General features: G+C 61.7%; 17 protein-coding genes and 2 tRNA genes. 13 read left to right on the top strand and 6 right to left on the bottom strand.

What is annotated here, in order from left to right:
• Position 1 precedes the first annotated feature (1 nt).
• A complete protein-coding gene (locus tag F4Y38_07135) occupies positions 2-409 on the bottom strand; it encodes a hypothetical protein (GenBank protein MXY49063.1) in 408 nt (135 codons plus the stop codon).
• 204 nt (positions 410-613) lie between these two features.
• Between F4Y38_07135 and F4Y38_07130 the strand changes: the two genes are divergently transcribed.
• The 4 genes from F4Y38_07130 (at position 614) to F4Y38_07115 (ending at position 2,723) form a co-directional block, all read left to right on the top strand.
• Complete coding sequence (locus F4Y38_07130) at positions 614-841, top strand: AbrB/MazE/SpoVT family DNA-binding domain-containing protein (GenBank protein ID MXY49062.1); 228 nt, start codon at positions 614-616, stop codon at positions 839-841.
• A 24-nt stretch (positions 842-865) separates the two neighbouring features.
• On the top strand, positions 866-1,222 hold the full coding sequence (locus tag F4Y38_07125; protein MXY49061.1) for an mRNA-degrading endonuclease: 357 nt from the start codon (positions 866-868) through the stop codon (positions 1,220-1,222).
• Between the two features lie 113 nt (positions 1,223-1,335).
• On the top strand, positions 1,336-1,713 hold the full coding sequence (locus tag F4Y38_07120) for a PH domain-containing protein (protein MXY49060.1): 378 nt from the start codon (positions 1,336-1,338) through the stop codon (positions 1,711-1,713).
• Between the two features lie 32 nt (positions 1,714-1,745).
• Entirely contained in the window at positions 1,746-2,723 is a 978-nt protein-coding gene (locus F4Y38_07115; GenBank protein ID MXY49059.1) for a zinc-binding dehydrogenase, read from the top strand.
• Between the two features lie 16 nt (positions 2,724-2,739).
• Here F4Y38_07115 and F4Y38_07110 read toward each other — a convergent pair whose 3' ends face one another.
• The 4 genes from F4Y38_07110 to F4Y38_07095 all read right to left on the bottom strand — a co-directional run bounded on the left by F4Y38_07110 (position 2,740) and on the right by F4Y38_07095 (position 7,126).
• Positions 2,740-3,633: a dihydrodipicolinate synthase family protein gene (locus tag F4Y38_07110; protein MXY49058.1), complete on the bottom strand. Its 894-nt coding sequence runs from the start codon at positions 3,631-3,633 to the stop codon at positions 2,740-2,742.
• A 32-nt stretch (positions 3,634-3,665) separates the two neighbouring features.
• Entirely contained in the window at positions 3,666-5,042 is a 1,377-nt protein-coding gene (locus F4Y38_07105; GenBank protein ID MXY49057.1) for a dihydroorotase family protein, read from the bottom strand.
• Between the two features lie 19 nt (positions 5,043-5,061).
• Positions 5,062-6,078 (bottom strand): lactonase family protein, encoded by a 1,017-nt coding sequence (locus F4Y38_07100; protein ID MXY49056.1) that lies wholly within the window; start codon positions 6,076-6,078, stop codon positions 5,062-5,064.
• 199 nt (positions 6,079-6,277) lie between these two features.
• Positions 6,278-7,126 carry a DUF4382 domain-containing protein gene (locus F4Y38_07095; GenBank protein MXY49055.1) on the bottom strand — a complete coding sequence of 283 codons (849 nt, stop codon included), beginning with the start codon at positions 7,124-7,126 and terminating at the stop codon, positions 6,278-6,280.
• A 59-nt stretch (positions 7,127-7,185) separates the two neighbouring features.
• On the opposite strand from F4Y38_07095, the gene F4Y38_07090 reads away from it, so the two are divergent.
• The 5 genes from F4Y38_07090 to F4Y38_07070 all read left to right on the top strand — a co-directional run bounded on the left by F4Y38_07090 (position 7,186) and on the right by F4Y38_07070 (position 11,379).
• On the top strand, positions 7,186-7,758 hold the full coding sequence (locus F4Y38_07090) for a DUF3299 domain-containing protein (protein ID MXY49054.1): 573 nt from the start codon (positions 7,186-7,188) through the stop codon (positions 7,756-7,758).
• Positions 7,759-7,946: 188 nt separating this feature from the next.
• Positions 7,947-8,630, top strand: coding sequence for an ABC transporter ATP-binding protein (locus tag F4Y38_07085; protein MXY49053.1), 684 nt, complete (start codon positions 7,947-7,949; stop codon positions 8,628-8,630).
• The gene (locus tag F4Y38_07080) at positions 8,630-10,285 is read left to right on the top strand and encodes an FtsX-like permease family protein (GenBank protein ID MXY49052.1); all 1,656 of its coding nucleotides are present in this window, start codon (positions 8,630-8,632) and stop codon (positions 10,283-10,285) included. Before F4Y38_07085 ends, F4Y38_07080 begins: the two co-directional genes overlap by 1 nt.
• Positions 10,286-10,496: 211 nt before the next feature.
• Complete coding sequence (locus F4Y38_07075; GenBank protein MXY49051.1) at positions 10,497-11,066, top strand: hypothetical protein; 570 nt, start codon at positions 10,497-10,499, stop codon at positions 11,064-11,066.
• On the top strand, positions 11,053-11,379 hold the full coding sequence (locus tag F4Y38_07070; protein ID MXY49050.1) for a helix-turn-helix domain-containing protein: 327 nt from the start codon (positions 11,053-11,055) through the stop codon (positions 11,377-11,379). Before F4Y38_07075 ends, F4Y38_07070 begins: the two co-directional genes overlap by 14 nt.
• A 274-nt stretch (positions 11,380-11,653) precedes the next feature.
• Here F4Y38_07070 and F4Y38_07065 read toward each other — a convergent pair whose 3' ends face one another.
• The gene (locus tag F4Y38_07065) at positions 11,654-12,808 is read right to left on the bottom strand and encodes a hypothetical protein (GenBank protein ID MXY49049.1); all 1,155 of its coding nucleotides are present in this window, start codon (positions 12,806-12,808) and stop codon (positions 11,654-11,656) included.
• A gap of 325 nt (positions 12,809-13,133) precedes the next feature.
• On the opposite strand from F4Y38_07065, the gene F4Y38_07060 reads away from it, so the two are divergent.
• The 4 genes from F4Y38_07060 to F4Y38_07045 all read left to right on the top strand — a co-directional run bounded on the left by F4Y38_07060 (position 13,134) and on the right by F4Y38_07045 (position 15,432).
• Positions 13,134-13,220 (top strand) — tRNA-Ser (locus F4Y38_07060).
• 23 nt (positions 13,221-13,243) lie between these two features.
• Positions 13,244-13,331, top strand: a tRNA-Ser gene (locus F4Y38_07055).
• Positions 13,332-13,434: 103 nt separating this feature from the next.
• The gene (locus F4Y38_07050) at positions 13,435-13,917 is read left to right on the top strand and encodes a hypothetical protein (protein MXY49048.1); all 483 of its coding nucleotides are present in this window, start codon (positions 13,435-13,437) and stop codon (positions 13,915-13,917) included.
• A gap of 6 nt (positions 13,918-13,923) precedes the next feature.
• Positions 13,924-15,432, top strand: a complete 1,509-nt coding sequence (locus tag F4Y38_07045) for a glutamate--tRNA ligase (protein MXY49047.1) — start codon at positions 13,924-13,926, stop codon at positions 15,430-15,432.
• Positions 15,433-15,512 lie beyond the last annotated feature (80 nt).

Raw genomic sequence — 15,512 nt, 5'->3', positions numbered from 1 at the left:
CTTATCCACCCATCATGGCAATACGCCTCGCCATCCATTCCACGTAGGCGGTGCGTGTCATTCCTCGCCGATTCGCTTCGCTGTCTATGAAAACGGCCACACCTTCGTTGATGGCCATGTGTATGCGTACGCTTCGCCCGGACTGACGAATCAGTGGAACGGCCGTCAGGATCTGACCCGGTTCAACCAGGACTTCGTCCAGTTCGCACGGTCGTGCGATGGTATCGCCGTCCAATTCCGTTTCAATTGCATAATCCCTGAGTGCTTCTTCCGCATTCAGCAGGGCCTCGTCTATGGTGTTTCCCATGGCAACGATGCCCGGAAGATCGGGGAAGGCCACGCCATAGGCGCCTTTTTCGCCATCGATCAGTGCAGGATACCGGACTGAGTCATTTTTAAGCAACTCTATTCCTCCTGTAGTCTACTTCTTCCTATTTGTGCAAATATATGCACATAACGGGTTTCATGTCAACAGCGGAGATTCTCGTATCCGTTATCTATTCAGTCGAGACCCTTCAGATAGCCTCGACTAATCAATTAACGAACCATGGTAGATACACCCATTGGCGGTGTGTCTAAACGAGGCACTACATCACATTCACAGGAGGCTTGCATGAAATCCCGCGTGAAGAAATGGGGCAACAGCCTTGCGCTGCGCATCCCGAAACCGGTCGCCGTCCAGATGGGCGTCCGGGACGATTCACCGGTGGTACTCGTGCTCCGGGGCAAGGAACTGACCCTCGTCCCGCTGGAACGAACCCGGTTCAAACTGCCCGACCTGCTGCCGGGCATCTCGAAACGCAACCTGCACGGCAGAATCAGCATCGGCAGCCACGGCTGAAGGCGAGATACAAGGAGACGAACAATGGCTACATCAAGCTACGTACCGGTTCGGGGTGAAATCGTGTGGATCTATTCCAGGTCGGGGAAGGGCACCTACCTGCCTTCCGGGCGGCCCGCCGTGGCGGTTTCGCCCGAGGCCTACAACCGCAGGGCCGGCCTGGCCCTTTTCTGTCCGATTACCAATGAGGAGAAGGGGTATCCGTTCGAAGTCGCGATCCCCGCGGGGCTTGCGGCGACCGGGATCATCCTGGCCGACCAGCTCGAAAGCGTGGACTGGCGGTCCGGCGCGGTAGTGCGAATCTGTGCATTGCCCGCCGAGGCCATGGATGACGTCCTGCGAAAGGCCGCGGCGCTACTGGATGAGGAAGACCGGTCTTGACGGACAGCCGCTTTACCGGCATTACTGTTCAGGAAGAACCGGTGCTGTTCAGCTAGAACCAGAGAGTGTATAAACCAGAGAGTGTATATCGGAAGAAACCACAGGGAGGCATTGTGTCGATTCTGAACTCCATCATGGGCAACGCTTCGGAGGTCGAAGTTGAAGAGATCGAGAAGGAGTTCTCGCAGATACTGATAGAGGATGAGAAACTGGTCAGGGTCTTCAAGCTGGTCAGAGACCTGTTCGCTTTCACGGACAGGCGGCTGATCCTGGTGGATAAACAGGGGATATCCGGTAAAAAGACCGAATACCACTCCATTCCGTATAAGTCAATCGCCCATTTTTCGTTTGAGACGGCGGGGCGGATTGATCTCGACTCCGAGATGAAAGTATGGATTTCAGGTAACGAATTGCCGGTTAAGAAAGAGTTCAAAAAGGGAATTGACGTCACCGACGTACAAAGAACCCTGGCGAAGTTCACATTGGATTGATTTTGGGGTTTGACGGAAAGCAGATCTCAACCATGAAACGCGTCATCAAGCCCGAGGGGCTCCACCGGATCGAACTCGAGGAAGTACCGATTCCCGAACCCGGTCCCGGAGAGATCCGGATCAAGGCGGCGTGCAGCCTCATCAGCCGGGGTTCCGAACTCGGCGGCCGGTACACGCGGGAACACGCCGTGAGCCCGGACATCATGGGCTATTCCATGGCGGGGACGGTGGATGCGCTGGGGCAAGGGGTCGAACACCTGGAAACCGGCGATCGCGTCGTCGCCCTGGCGCCCCACGCCCAGTACGTGGTCCGGCCGGCCCGGCTCGTTTTTCCCTGGGACCAGACCATCGTCATGCCCATGCCGGCGGACCTTTCCTTCGACCGCGCCCCCTACTATCCGCTGACGGGCAGCGCGGTCACCTGGGTGGAGTTGGAGGATATCAAGCCCCATGACACCGTGGTCGTGCTCGGCCAGGGTCTCGTGGGCAACCTGATCCTTCAGGTCATCAAGGCGAATGGTGTGGGCAGGGCGGTGGCCGTGGACGCGCTGGCCAACCGGTGCGCCATGGCTGCGGAATGCGGCGCCGACACGGTGATCAACGCACGCGAGGAAGATCCCGTAAGGGCCGTGAAGCGCCTGACCAACGGCCTCGGCGCCGATATCGTGATCTACGCCGTGGGCGGTCCCGCGGGTCCGGCCGCCTTCGGTCAGGGTCTCGACATGCTGGCCCTTGGCGGGCTGATGCACCTGATCGGGCTCTACGAGGACCAGCCGCTTTCGCTGCCTTCGAACAAAATCCAGGGGCGCAAATTACTGGGCGGGTACTACCGGACGCGTGCGGGGGCCCGCCAGTCCCGCCGCGCCATGGAACTCCTCGCGTCGGGCGCGATCCTGACCGATCGAATGACCACGCACCGTTTCCCCTGGCACGAGGCAGCAGAGGCCTTCGCGCTGCTCTATCAGAAACCGGGCGAAGCGCTGGGGGTCCTGCTCGACTGGCGGGATTGAGCGGTTCCCTCTGCGATCACTCCAACCCGAGTCTCGTCAGCAGATCGTTCAGGTCCGCCAGGGTCCCGTCGTCCAGGGGGACGAAGGGCTGGCGCGCCCGGGCGGTCTTGATGGCGCCGCGCCGCTGGTAGACGTTCTTGCGGATGGACAGCCCGATGCCGGGCTGGCCTTCGAAGCGGATCAATGGGCAATACCGGTAGAAGGTCTCGGTGGCGCCGTCGACGTCGCCCGACATGTACTTCGTGTGGATGTCCTTCAGTATATCGGGGTAGGCGAAGCCGGTCATGGTGCCCATGCACCCGTGGCGGAGTTCCTCCAGGAGCATGACGCCGCCCAGGCCGCCGAAGATCTCCACGTCGGGGTTGGCCGCGAGCACCTGGCTGGCCTTGCGCGGCGACGGTTCTTCTTCCAGCTTGAGAAAGCGGCATTGCGGAGACCGGTCGGCGACGGTCGCGACGAAGTCGATACTCATCTGGACGCCGCTGCTGGTGGGATGGTCCTGGATCACGAGGGGTATGGATACGGCGTCGGCCACCTTTAGGTAGTGGGCGAGCAGGGCCTCGTCCGTGCCCCTGGCCAGCTTCGACGGCGCCACCATGAGCGAGGAGGCGCCCAGTTCCTCGGCCCTCCGGCTGAGCGCGACGCATCCGTCCGTCCCCGTGTGGCTGGTTCCGGCGCAGACCGGGATCCGACCCGCGGCGGCTTCGACCACGCCGGCGATGACCCGGTCCCGTTCGGCTTCGACCAGTTTGCTGGTTTCACCCATGACACCCAGGACGGTGATCCCGTCGATCCCCAGGTCGATGAGGAAGTTGGTCAGGGTCGAGAGGCTGCCCGTATCCAGGCTGCCGTCTTCTTCAAAGGGCGTCGGCGCAATGGTGTATACGCCCCTGGGATCTGGAACTGCCATTTTTGTCCTTTCGATCAGCCGGGTTTCCGCGGTCAGTTGGGCGTAAGCCAGCGGCCGTAACCGGGCCGGCCCGTGATCTTGCCGTCCTCGTACACCGTCTCCCCCCGCACCATGGTGCGCTGGACGCGGCCCTTCATGGGCATGCCGTGCACGATGCGCATGACATCCCTCGCCTTGGTGAAGCACTGGTTCCGGTCGAAAGTCCACCGCGCGTCCAGGTCCACAAAGGTGAGATCGGCGTCGTTACCGATGGCGATGCGTCCTTTGCCCGGAAGCCGGAAAATCTCGGCCTGGCGGGTCGACATCAGCCGCACCAGATCGGTGATCGACAGGCGGCCGTCGTTGACGGCGGTCAGCATCAGGGGCGCCATGGATTCCAGGCCGGGCAGGCCGGGCGGAATGGCGAAGATATCGTCCCCTTCCTTCTCTTCCGGCCGGAATGGGGAATGGTCGCTGCCGACGAACTCCAGGGTGCCGTCGTGCAGGTAGGACCAGAGCGCTTCGACCTCTTCGGCCGGCCGCAGGGCCGGGTTGCACTTGGCGAAGCCGCGGTGCGCGGCCAGGACCTGGTCGGTCAGAAAGAGGTACTGGGGACAGGTCTCGGCGATGACGTCGAGGCCCCGCGCCTTGGCCTCCTTCACCATCTGCGCGGCCCGCGGGCTCGACAGGTGCACGACTTCCACCGGACCGCCCGCCTCGGCGGCCAGGCTCATCATGACGGCGACCGAGGTGTCTTCAACGATGGAGGGCCGGCTTTCCGCGTGGGCCAGGCCGTCGTTGCGGCCCTGGGCGGACAGCCGTGCGATGAGCGTCTCGATCATGGGCCAGTTCTCGCAGTGGAAGCTGTGGCGCAGGCCCGTGGCGGCCGTGGCGGCCATGACGTCCCGCAGCAGCGAGTAGTCCAGGCACCAGAGGCCGAAGAACTCACCCTCGCGATGGGTCGGGGGCGCGGTCAGGAAGGTCTTGAAGGCCACGGCGCCCGCCTCGGCCACCTCGGCGATGAGGTCCACGTTCTCATGGCCGGCCGCGCCGTAGAGACCGAAATCGATCAGCGCATGCGCGCCGATGGCCTCGCCCCGCGTGCGGAGACCCTCGGCGGAGCTGGCAGCGACCGGAGAGATGGGCATCTCGAGCAGGGTCGTGATGCCGCCGGCGGCCGCGGCGCTCGTGCCGGATACGGGGTCTTCCCGCTCTTCGTGGCCGGGCGACCGGAGATGCACGTGGGGATCGATCAGGCCGGGCAGCACGTGCAGGCCCTTCGCGGAAAGCTGCTGTGCGCTGTCGGGCCTGGCGGCGGGTTCGAGCACGCCCGCGATGCGTCCGTCCCGCACGGCGATCGTGGCGGGTGTCACGCCATCCTGGTTGACGACCAGGCCGTCGGTTACGAGGAGATCAAAGGTGGATGCCATGGCTTACTCCCGTCGGTCCTTACGCATCCATATCCAGAACCATCACCCAGGCCGGCGAAGGTCCTACGTCGTACACGTCGAGCGGCGCAAGCGCGCCGGTGTCCTGGTCGATTCGGTAGGACGCCAGTCTTCCTTCTGCCTGTCCCGCGGCGTAGAGAAACCGGCCCTGCGGGTCCAGGTTGAAGGCGCGGGGCGTCTTCTCGGTCGGCGCCTGCCCGATGGCACGCAGCAGTCCGGAGTCCTGGTCGATCGCGAATCCGGCAATGCTGTCATGGCCCCGGTTGCTCACGTATACGAACCGGCCGGTCGGATGGATATGGAACTGCGCGCAGGTGTTCTCGCAGGTGAAACCCGCGGGTAACGTCGACACCGTCTGCATCGCCTCCAGCGTCCCCCGGTCCGGATCGAACCGGTAGGCCGTCACGCTGCTTGCCTTCTCGTTGTCGACGTACAGCACGTCCAGCGTGGGATGGTGGCAATAATGCCGCGGCTCGGTATCCGGGGGCTGCTCCACCCGGGGCGGATCGTTCGGTGTCAGCCTGCCGGTGTGCTCGTCGAACTTGAACTGGCAGATCGTGTTCGATTCGGACACGTGGGGCACGAAGGCGAAACGGTTCGACCGGTCGGTCTGGATGTAGTGGGCGCCCCGCGCCGTCTTTTGCCGGTCCACCGGCGCTTTCTGGACGATGCCGTCGTCACCGATGGCATGGACGCCCGCCACGGCGTGCCCGTTGGAAGCCGACAGCAAGAATCGGCCGGTGTTGTCCAGGGACATGTACGTCGTGTCCCAGTCGAAAGGCGTGGTGCCCAGCAGCGTGATGCGGCCCGTTCCACGATCCAGGCTGTAGGTCTGTACCGATGGCTCGCCGCGCAGTCCGGCGTACAGACGTTCAAGGCCGTCACCCGCAACCAGGGGCATCACGCCGGCGCCCGCGGCGACATCTTCCTTGAAGGTCAGTCCGCCGCTGTCCGGGTCCATTTCATAAAGGGTGATTTTACCCTCGCCGGTAATGGACAGGTACATGTAAAAAGCCATCAAACGCCCCTTCCCACGCGGTGGCAGGCGCACCGGGCCGCGGTATCGGAATCGCTCGCATTCGGACCAGCCATTTTCCTTGAAAACAGAAAGACAATGTGCAGGCCGGTCCCGGTACCGTCAAGGCTTCATTTCCCGCGAGATCAGCCGCCCGGCCGCGACTTCAGCGCCTGGCGAGATCAGCCGCCCGGCCGCGACTTCAGCGCCTGGCGAGGACGATGTCCTGGCGGGTGGTACTGGCGGTCGTCACCTCGATGTTTTCCCATGTCCAGGCTTCGGTTGCTTCGGTCTGCGGTACGTACATGGCGTAAGACCCGGCGGGCATGAAGAAAACGGTGTACCGGCCGGAGTCATTGGTACGGACCGTCACCGAATCCGTCCCGCCGGGTTGAAAGAGGGTAATCGGGTATCCGGGCAATGGCACGTCGTCCCGGAGGACTGCCGGCGTGCCGTTATCGTGCTTGACGGTTCCGGAGACCTGTCCCGAACTCGCCAGGTCGACCAGCCGGGCCCTGGGCTGGAACCTGAAGCCGGTGATGTCGTGGACCTGCCGCGTGTCCCCCTCGAGGGTGATCGATCGCATCGGATCGAAATCGATGACCGCATCGGCCTTTCGATTTCGCTCGACGACTACGGGGGTAGATCCCTGGACGACGATCTCCACGCCGAGTGGTGGCGAGAACACCTCGCTGAACTGCGAACCGTTCGTCAGCGTCACGGTTACGCCGTCGAGTTTGAGCCGTGCCGCGTCGTACCTGCCTTCGGCCACGGAAAACACGTCCAGGATACGGGTTTCACTCCCGCCGAGTTCGGCCAGGTCGATCGTGTGGGGCACGGCGCCAGGGGTCCCGTACTCGCTGTTCGCGGCGGAGCGAACGGCCATCTCGGAGAATCGCACGACTACGGATCCGACGTGCTGCTGGTTCGGTGACTGCGCCGCAAGCCGGATCTGCAGTTCGCTGAAGACGCTGGACGTCGGTTTGTCGCAAGCGGGAGTCGCGAACGCCAGGAGAAGGATCAGATGGAAATGACAGGCTCGTGTTTTCATTTCAAGCAGTTAACGCGTTAAACGGAACATATACATTTATATTGCCAATAGTTGGCTGAATGCTATATATATCGAACAGACGACCTGACAACCGGAGTTTTTCGATGATCGGCGTCACCCGTAAACTACTCTTTGTATCCGCCGCCCTGCTGGTCGTGGTAACCCTCAGCATTGTGCCCGAACCTCCGGAGGCCGTCCCGAAGGCCGATCCGGAGCCCCCGGTCGACGCACCGGCGTACGCACCGCCGGTCGCGCCGGCCGACGAGCCCATCAAGGTGGGCTGGCACCTCCTGGCCAGCCTCAACTACCGCACCGGCAAGCCGGGCGAGGAGTTGGCGGAACTCGACGGTAAAGTCGTCAAGGTCCCTGGATTTGCGGTACCGCTTGAAGACTGGGCGTCCTCGGTAACGGAGTTCCTCCTCGTACCCTATGTCGGCGCCTGCATCCATACGCCGCCTCCCCCGCCCAACCAGCTCATCTACATCGAGATGGAAAAGGACAAATGGGCGTTTTTAAACGGGTGGAACCCGGTGTGGGTCGAAGGCGTGCTCAAGATCGAGATGACCAAGAGCGTGTACGGCTACGTCGGCTTCACCATCACCGGCAAGCGGGTCTATCCATACGAGTATTGATCCGCGACGCGGACGCCGGCAACATGCGACGCGAACACGTACATGACGCGACGCGAACATCCGCACGTCACGATGTGGACGCCTGCTCGACACGACCAGGACGCCTGCATGCATTCAGCGCGCGCACTCGCTTTTTCCGGGGATGCGCCGGTTTTTTTGAAGCTACGATTCGCAGGAATATGTTTTAGATGAGCCTCGCCATCGACATCCGGCATCTGCGCTTCCGCTACGGCGGCGGCCCTTGGGTGCTGGACATCCCCGAGCTGGCCCTCGAACGGGGGACACGCGCGTTCCTGTTCGGCCCCAGCGGCAGCGGCAAAACGACGCTGCTCGGCGTGCTGGCGGGGGTCCTGGAAGCGAACGAGGGCGACGTCACGGTGCTGGGCGAGGACCTCGCCTCACTCTCGGCCCCACAGCGGGACGCCTTCCGGGCGGAGCACATCGGCTATGTCTTCCAGATGTTCAACCTCATCCCTTACCTGTCGGTGCTCGACAACATCATCCTGCCGGTGCGCATGCACGCGGGGCGCCGGGCCCGGCTGGACGGCGCGGGCGTGAAGGAGTCCGCCGCGCTGCTGGCCGGTCATCTCCACATCGGCGATCTGCTGAATAAGCCGGTGACCGAACTCTCGGTGGGCCAGCAACAGCGGGTGGCGGCCTGCCGTGCGCTCATCGGCGCGCCGGAGCTCATCGTCGCCGATGAGCCGACCTCCTCCCTGGACTTCGACCGGCGCGAGGACTTTCTCGAGCTGCTCTTCCAGGAGTGCGAGCGCGCCGGCGCAACGCTGGTGTTCGTGAGCCACGACCGCGCCCTGGAAGGCATGTTCTCCCGCACCATCTCGCTCCCCGACGTCAACCAGGCGGTGCTTTGATGCTGGTATTGGACCTCGCGCTCAAGTCGCTCCGCAACCGCGCCTTCAGCACCTCGCTCACAGTGGGTTCCATCGCCCTTAGCGTCGCCCTCCTGATCGGCGTCGAGAACGTGCGCGTGGGCATGCGCGAAAGCTTCTCCAACACCATCAGCCAGACCGACCTGATCGTGGGTACCAAGGGCGGCACGATCCAATTACTGCTGTATTCGGTCTTCGGCATGGGCGCGCCGACGGAGAACGTTTCGTGGGAGGCCTACCGGCAGTGGGCGGATCACCCGGCCGTTGAGTGGACCATCCCCTACAGCCTGGGGGACAGCCACCGAGGATTCCGGGTCATCGGAACGAACGAAGACTTCTATCGCCACTATCGCTATCGAGGCGGTCAGGAAATCGTGCTCGCGGAGGGACGGGCGAGCGAGAACCTGTACGACGTGACCCTGGGCGCCGACGTGGCGTCCGAACTGAACTATACACTGGGCGACGAGATCGCGGTGACGCACGGAATCGGCGAGGTGGGCTTCCTGGTCCACGACCACATGCCCTTCACGGTAGTGGGCGTCCTCGCCAAGACGTTCACCCCCGTTGACCGCGCCCTCTACGTGACCCTCGAGGGCATGGAGGCCATCCACTGGGAGGACGGTGCGCCGACGGACGATGGGCACGTCCACGATGAGACAGAGGCGGCCCCGGCGGAAGACGGACACGAGCATGACGACGAAGAGGTGCAGTCGGCTGCCGCAGACGACGGGCACGCACACGATGATGAGGTGGAAGCGGCTGACGCGGACGAAGGACACACGCACGAGGAGGAGGCGGCAGACGACGGACACGGGCACGACGATGACGAGGTGGAAACGGCTGACACGGACGAAGGACACGGGCACGACGACGATGAAGTACAGGCGGCTGACACGGATGACGGACACGCCCACGACGAGGAGACGGCTGACGCGGACGAAGGACACGGGCATGATGACGAGGAGGTGGGAACGGCTACCACGGACGACGACCACGGGCACGACGATGAGGAGACGGTGGCGGCTACCGCAGACGACGGACACGTCCACAGCGAAGCGGAACTCTCGATCGAGGATGTCGAAGTTACGCAGGTGACCTCGTTCTTCGTGGGCACGACCGACCGCCGGGACGTACTCATGCTGCAGCGCGAGATCAACGACTTCGAGGAGGAGCCGATGATGGCCGTGATCCCCGGTGTCGCCCTGAACGAGATGTGGCGAAGCCTGGGATACGCCGAGACCGGCCTCCGTCTCGTGACCATCTTCGTCGTGCTGGTGGGGCTGCTGGGTATGCTCGTCTCGCTCTACACCTCGCTCAATGAGCGCCGCCGGGAGATGGCGATCCTGCGCGCCGTAGGAGCCGGTCCCAACCGGATCGTCGCCCTGCTGGTGCTCGAGTCGGTGTGCCTGGCCGCGGCAGGGGCAATCGCCGGACTTGCCCTGGTGTATGTATTGCTCTCAATCGGACAGTCTCTCGTCGAAGCACAGGTTGGTCTGTTCATCCCAATCCGGCCCCCCGGCTCCGTCGAGTTGCTCTTCATGGGCGCTGTGGTGACGGCCGGTTTCCTGATGGGCTTCGTCCCCGCCATCAAAGCCTACCGCACCGCCCTCCACGACGGGCTGACCGTGCGGGTGTAGGGGCTTTCAGCTCGAACCCGGCCACCAGGTTCGATACCGGACTAGGACGGCGTACCAGCCAACCAGTGCAGCAGGTTAGCGACGACTTCAAATTCCTCTCATATCCCTTTAAATCTTAGCGTATTTCGTTTTTCTGTTGACATGAGCGGGTTTATACTCTATATTCCAGAGTAATCTCTTAATAATAGTACTCATTGATAAGGAGAATATCATGACAGACATCGATAAGCTCAGGGAAGACGTGGCGTATGTCCGCGCCGCGACGGACCGTTCGGATAACGTCCCCTTCCGTTCGGTTTATATGCTTTGGGCAGTCATCATTCTCATCAGTATTCCCTTAAGAGAATTCGTGGATGATAAGAGTTGGATAGGTTGGTACTGGTGGGTCGCCGTTCCAGTCGGATTCCTCCTGTCCATGTGGCTAGGCTCACGAACCAGCGCACGCATAGGCCAGGCGGATAGGGAAAGAGGGATGCGTTGGGTAAAGCACTGGCTGGCATATGTAGTCGCGTGCTTGCTAGGCGGGTTGCTGGTCGCGGGTGGGAAGTTAACCGATTCCGGCATAGGCGCCCTCTCGGTGCTTCTGCTCGCCCTATCCTATTTTCATGCTGGCTTGCACCTGGATCGACGTCTAGTACCGGTCGGTATTCTCATAGGGATCTGTTTCCCCATCATCCTGTACCTTCCGGATTATGGTTCGACCGCCTCGGGTATCGTCATTGCAGCAGCCCTCTTTGTGGTAGCCTTATACGGCGGGGGAAAATCCGATGCCACCGACTGATCCCGACATATCGTCTCTGCAGGAATTGGAAGGACTGGCGGGACTCCTGGAACACCGCGTACGCCTCGCCATCTGCGTACTGCTATCGAAACACGAAATGATGTCCTTCAGCCGTTTGAAGCAGGTGCTCGATGAGCGGGACGGAAGCATCGGTACGCACCTGCGCAAGCTCGAGGACGCCGGATACCTGAAGATCGAGAAGACGTTCAGGGATAGGCGACCCGTGACCTGGTACCAGCTCACCGATAAGGGCAGACGTCGCCTGAAGGATCATGTGTCGAATCTGATGCGATTGATTGAGAGATCTGGCTGAGGTACAATAACCAGCTTTTTATCAGAAGCTTGCAAAATGGATTGAGAGGAAAATTCACAAAGAGGATCTCGGACCCGTGATTGGGCATCACATACATTGAGATATCTGTTCAGTCAGCGTAACTGCAGGCTTCGCTTCCTGATATAAACCTCGCACGCGTCGGATCCGCACCGCATACGGAATTCATCCCGGTCTACATTCTTCCACTGCATCTTGAACTTCTGGTGCTTCAGATTGTGGGTGTTCTCGTCGCAGCATCGCCAGTAGGTGCCGATCATGGCTTCGATGATCCATCCCAGGTCCCGTCCGTCAACGGACAGACGTCCCTGAATGTAAAAGTGATACAACCCGGAGTTGTGTTGTGCTGTGCTCCGTCCAGCCTCCACACCTTCTCAGGGCGGTAGTAGATCAGGTCGCTGTAGGGGTCCCGCGTAAAGGTGATCGCGATTTCACCGACTTCCGTAATCACGCCGATGTCGCCGGAATGATTCCTGGGCACTGTCAGCACATGAATGAACGTCTCGGGACGCAAGCTGTTGAAAGCGGCCCTCCATTCCGCCGGCGATGCCGGCACTTCGTTGTTGACGATCCGCAACGCGTGAATTCGGTCCGCCCGGCGTGCCAGTTCTGCCTCGATGGCCGGGACCAGCTTGTCTGAATTCGTCACCACCACGGGAGACCAGGCCAGCCTGCAGATCTTGTTCACTTCACGCTCGACGCCCGCAACGGTCACCTTGCTGTTGATGAAGTACAACGTCCTGAACAGCTTGTTCGAGTAAATCCCTTCGTTCCAATCCCCGTCCGAATCCACGAAGCGCGCGCTCCATGCTCGTAGCTTCGTATTGGAACCGATGCGCCAGCTCGACGCCTTCTCCACGTTGATGAATTCCGCTTTGTTTTCGATGGTCGTCATCACACCGAGCAGGCCGTCCCTCGCGCCGTGCGCATAGTGACCGGCGTTTGTATCGCTGTTCCGGTCGTAGAGGAAGAACGCGAACTCGTCGGCTACATTGATACCGACCGCGACGCCCAGGACGTTTGCTTCACCGCGAAAGTCCTGGATGAGCGAGTAATGTTCCTCGGCGCCGACGCCCTTTCTTCCGTCCACGATGCTCCAGTAGGACCGGTTCGGCCGGGTCGAATTCGGAAAGTACCGGACCGTCTCGATGCCCACGTACACGTCGCTGACTCGACGATAGTAGGGATGCGTATCGATGTACTGGAAGACATGGCGGAACCGGTTGTTCTCGAGCTTTCCGCTCCCGTCCCCGAAGTCGATGGACGCGATCTCCACGTAACAGTCTTCGTCAACTTGCGCGGCATTACCCGGCGCGGCATCCCCCGGCGATGCGTAGTGGGTAGCCGGGTACGTCCCGATGAACAGGGAGCACAGCACGTAACCGATGAGTCGCCAGATTCGCCGTATCATGGAACTGGTCTCCAGTAACAGGAACTTTTTACGGGCACTTCTCACAGGCACTGTTCACGGGCACTGTATTGCAGTCTATTTGGACATCCCGCGGCGATCCCGAATTCGGGCCGGATGCGGTGCTGCCCGGTGTTTCGTAATCGATGCTCCGCATACAAGGGTTTTCAGCCATGCCAATGGTTAAAAATGTAAACTAAATGGACCTTTAGATCAGGTCAAGCGCTCCGGGGAGTTGCAGGACGTTCAACTGGGGCCTCACAGGCCATGCTGACAGCCGTTTTCGTTTGACACCCGCCGCTTGATCAGCCTATATTGCCGCCTGTCAGGTGGGGTGTCTGAGTGGCCGAAAGAGACGGTCTTGAAAACCGTTGTACCTTTGCGGGTACCGTGGGTTCGAATCCCACCCCCACCGTCCAGCGACGCGGAAATCCCTTGGGAGAGGTGCGAGAGTGGCTGAATCGGATCGCCTGCTAAGCGATTGTGGGTCAAAAACCTACCGAGGGTTCGAATCCCTCCCTCTCCGTTCGTAGTCAGTTCGCTGTTCTTCATTGGCGGCATAGCGGCCGCCGCGGGTTTGCGGTCCGGTCCGGAAGCCCCTTCCACGTAATGCCACCGGGAGTACCATTATGAGATACCAGCTGAAGCGTATCGACCCATGGTCCGCGTGCAAGATTACCTTTCTCATCGCCGGCGCCGTGGGTTTCGTGGTCGGAGCGCTGTACGCCGTGATGATCACGTTGATGGCGAGTTTCATGGGCGTGATGGGGATGTCCGAAGGCATGCCCGACGAGATGGGTTATATCGTGGGAGCCACGGGTTTGATCGCGGTCATAGCGTGGATCGTGATTACCGTCCTGTACGCCGTGCTCGGCGCCCTGGTGATCTCTCTGGCGACCTGGTTGTACAACCTGCTGGCAGGCGCAATAGGCGGATTGAACCTGACCTTCGAAGCCTTACCGTCAGCCGTGCCGGCGGCCGCCCCGGCGGCAACACCCGCACCGACGACAACACCCGCATCGGAGGACGCCACGCCTCCCGCCTCGTCCCCCGCTTCTGATGCTTCGACCTCGACAGCAGACGCCGGCGGTTCGAATCCCCAGGCGTCCTGACGACCCATGTCCCGGACCGTACGCGTTCGCTTCGCTCCCAGTCCCACCGGGCTGCTCCACATCGGCAGCGCCCACACGGGCCTGTTCAACTGGCTTTTCGCCCGCAGGGAGGAGGGCCGATTCCTCCTTCGCATCGAAGACACCGACACCGCCCGCTCCCGGCCCGAGTGGGTAGATGCCATTTTCGAGGTGCTGGAGTGGATGGGCATGGACTGGGACGAAGAGGTGGTCTACCAGTCCCGCCGGTTCGACCGGCACGTCGACCGGGCCCGGGCACTGGTCGAAAGCGGCCAAGCCTACCGGTGCTACTATCTGCCCGAAGAGCTGGACGCCAAAAAGAAGGAAGCCCTCGCGGAGGGCCGGTCCTGGCGGAACGACCGCCGCTATGCGGACATTACCGATGGCGAGGCGCAAGCCCTGGAGGCCGACGGCCGCAAACCAGTCATCCGTCTCAAGATCCCCGAAGGGAAAACCGTATTCCAGGACCGGATTCTGGGCGAGATTGCGGTGGAGAACGAGACCATCGACGATTTCGTCATCGTGCGGTCCAACGGCACGCCCCTGTACCACCTGGCCGTGGTGGCCGACGACGTGGACATGAACGTGTCACACGTCATCCGCGGCATCGATCACGTCACCAACACCACCAAGCATATCCACTTGTTCCATGCTCTGGGCGCCGAACTTCCCGAGTTCGCTCATCTGCCCAGCATCCTGGGAGAGGACAAGAAGAAGCTGTCGAAACGCCACGGCGCCGTGTCCGTCTCCGAATACCGCGACGCCGGCTACCTGTCCGACGCCGTGGTCAACTTCCTCTCGCTGCTCGGGTGGCAGACCGGCGACGACCAGGAGTTCTTCACCCGCGCCGAGCTCATGGAGCGGTTCTCCCTGGACCAGGTCCACAAGCGGGACACCGTCTTCGACCTGCGCAAGTTCGAGTGGCTCAACGGCCAGCACATCATGGCCCTGTCCAACGAGGAGCTGTGGACGCTGGCGAAGCCGTTCCTGGTACGCGCGGGTCTCATCGGCGAGGGAGAGCCGGGCGGACAGACCGATGTAGATTCGGACGGACGGCCCGTAGACCACGCCTACGCGATGGAGGTCATCGGCCTGCTGCGGGAACGGTGCCGCACGCTGGCCGAATTCGCGGTCCAGGGCAGGTTCTTCTTCACGGACGACTTCGACTACAATCCAAAGGCCGTCCGGAAGCACTGGTCGAAAGATCCGGATTGCGTGGTTACGCGGATCGGCTGGCTTCGCGACGAATTCGCCGCGCTTGCTGAATTCGACACGGAAGCGGTGGAGGAGGTCGTCCGGAACCTGTCGGAACGGGAAGGACTGAAGGCAGCCCAGTTCATCCATCCCTGCCGCGTGGCGCTAACCGGGGAAATGGCCGGACCGTCCCTGTTCCATTTGATCGCCGCCCTGGGGAAAGAGGCGTGTGTTCAGCGATTGGAAAAGGCACTGGCGCGCCTGACGGAGGTGGTCGAACAGGCGGCGGTTGGTGGAGGATAATGCCCATGACGCAAGACGAAGCGCGAAGTGATTGACGAAAACAGACCTGGAAAGCAAACAACACTAGAGAAACAGACCTG

The sequence above is a fragment of the Gemmatimonadota bacterium genome (genome assembly GCA_009838645.1).
GTDB lineage: Bacteria > JAAXHH01 > JAAXHH01 > JAAXHH01 > JAAXHH01 > JAAXHH01.
Note: the sequence above shows the minus strand (reverse complement) of the source record. Positions and strands in the feature narration are given on the sequence as shown.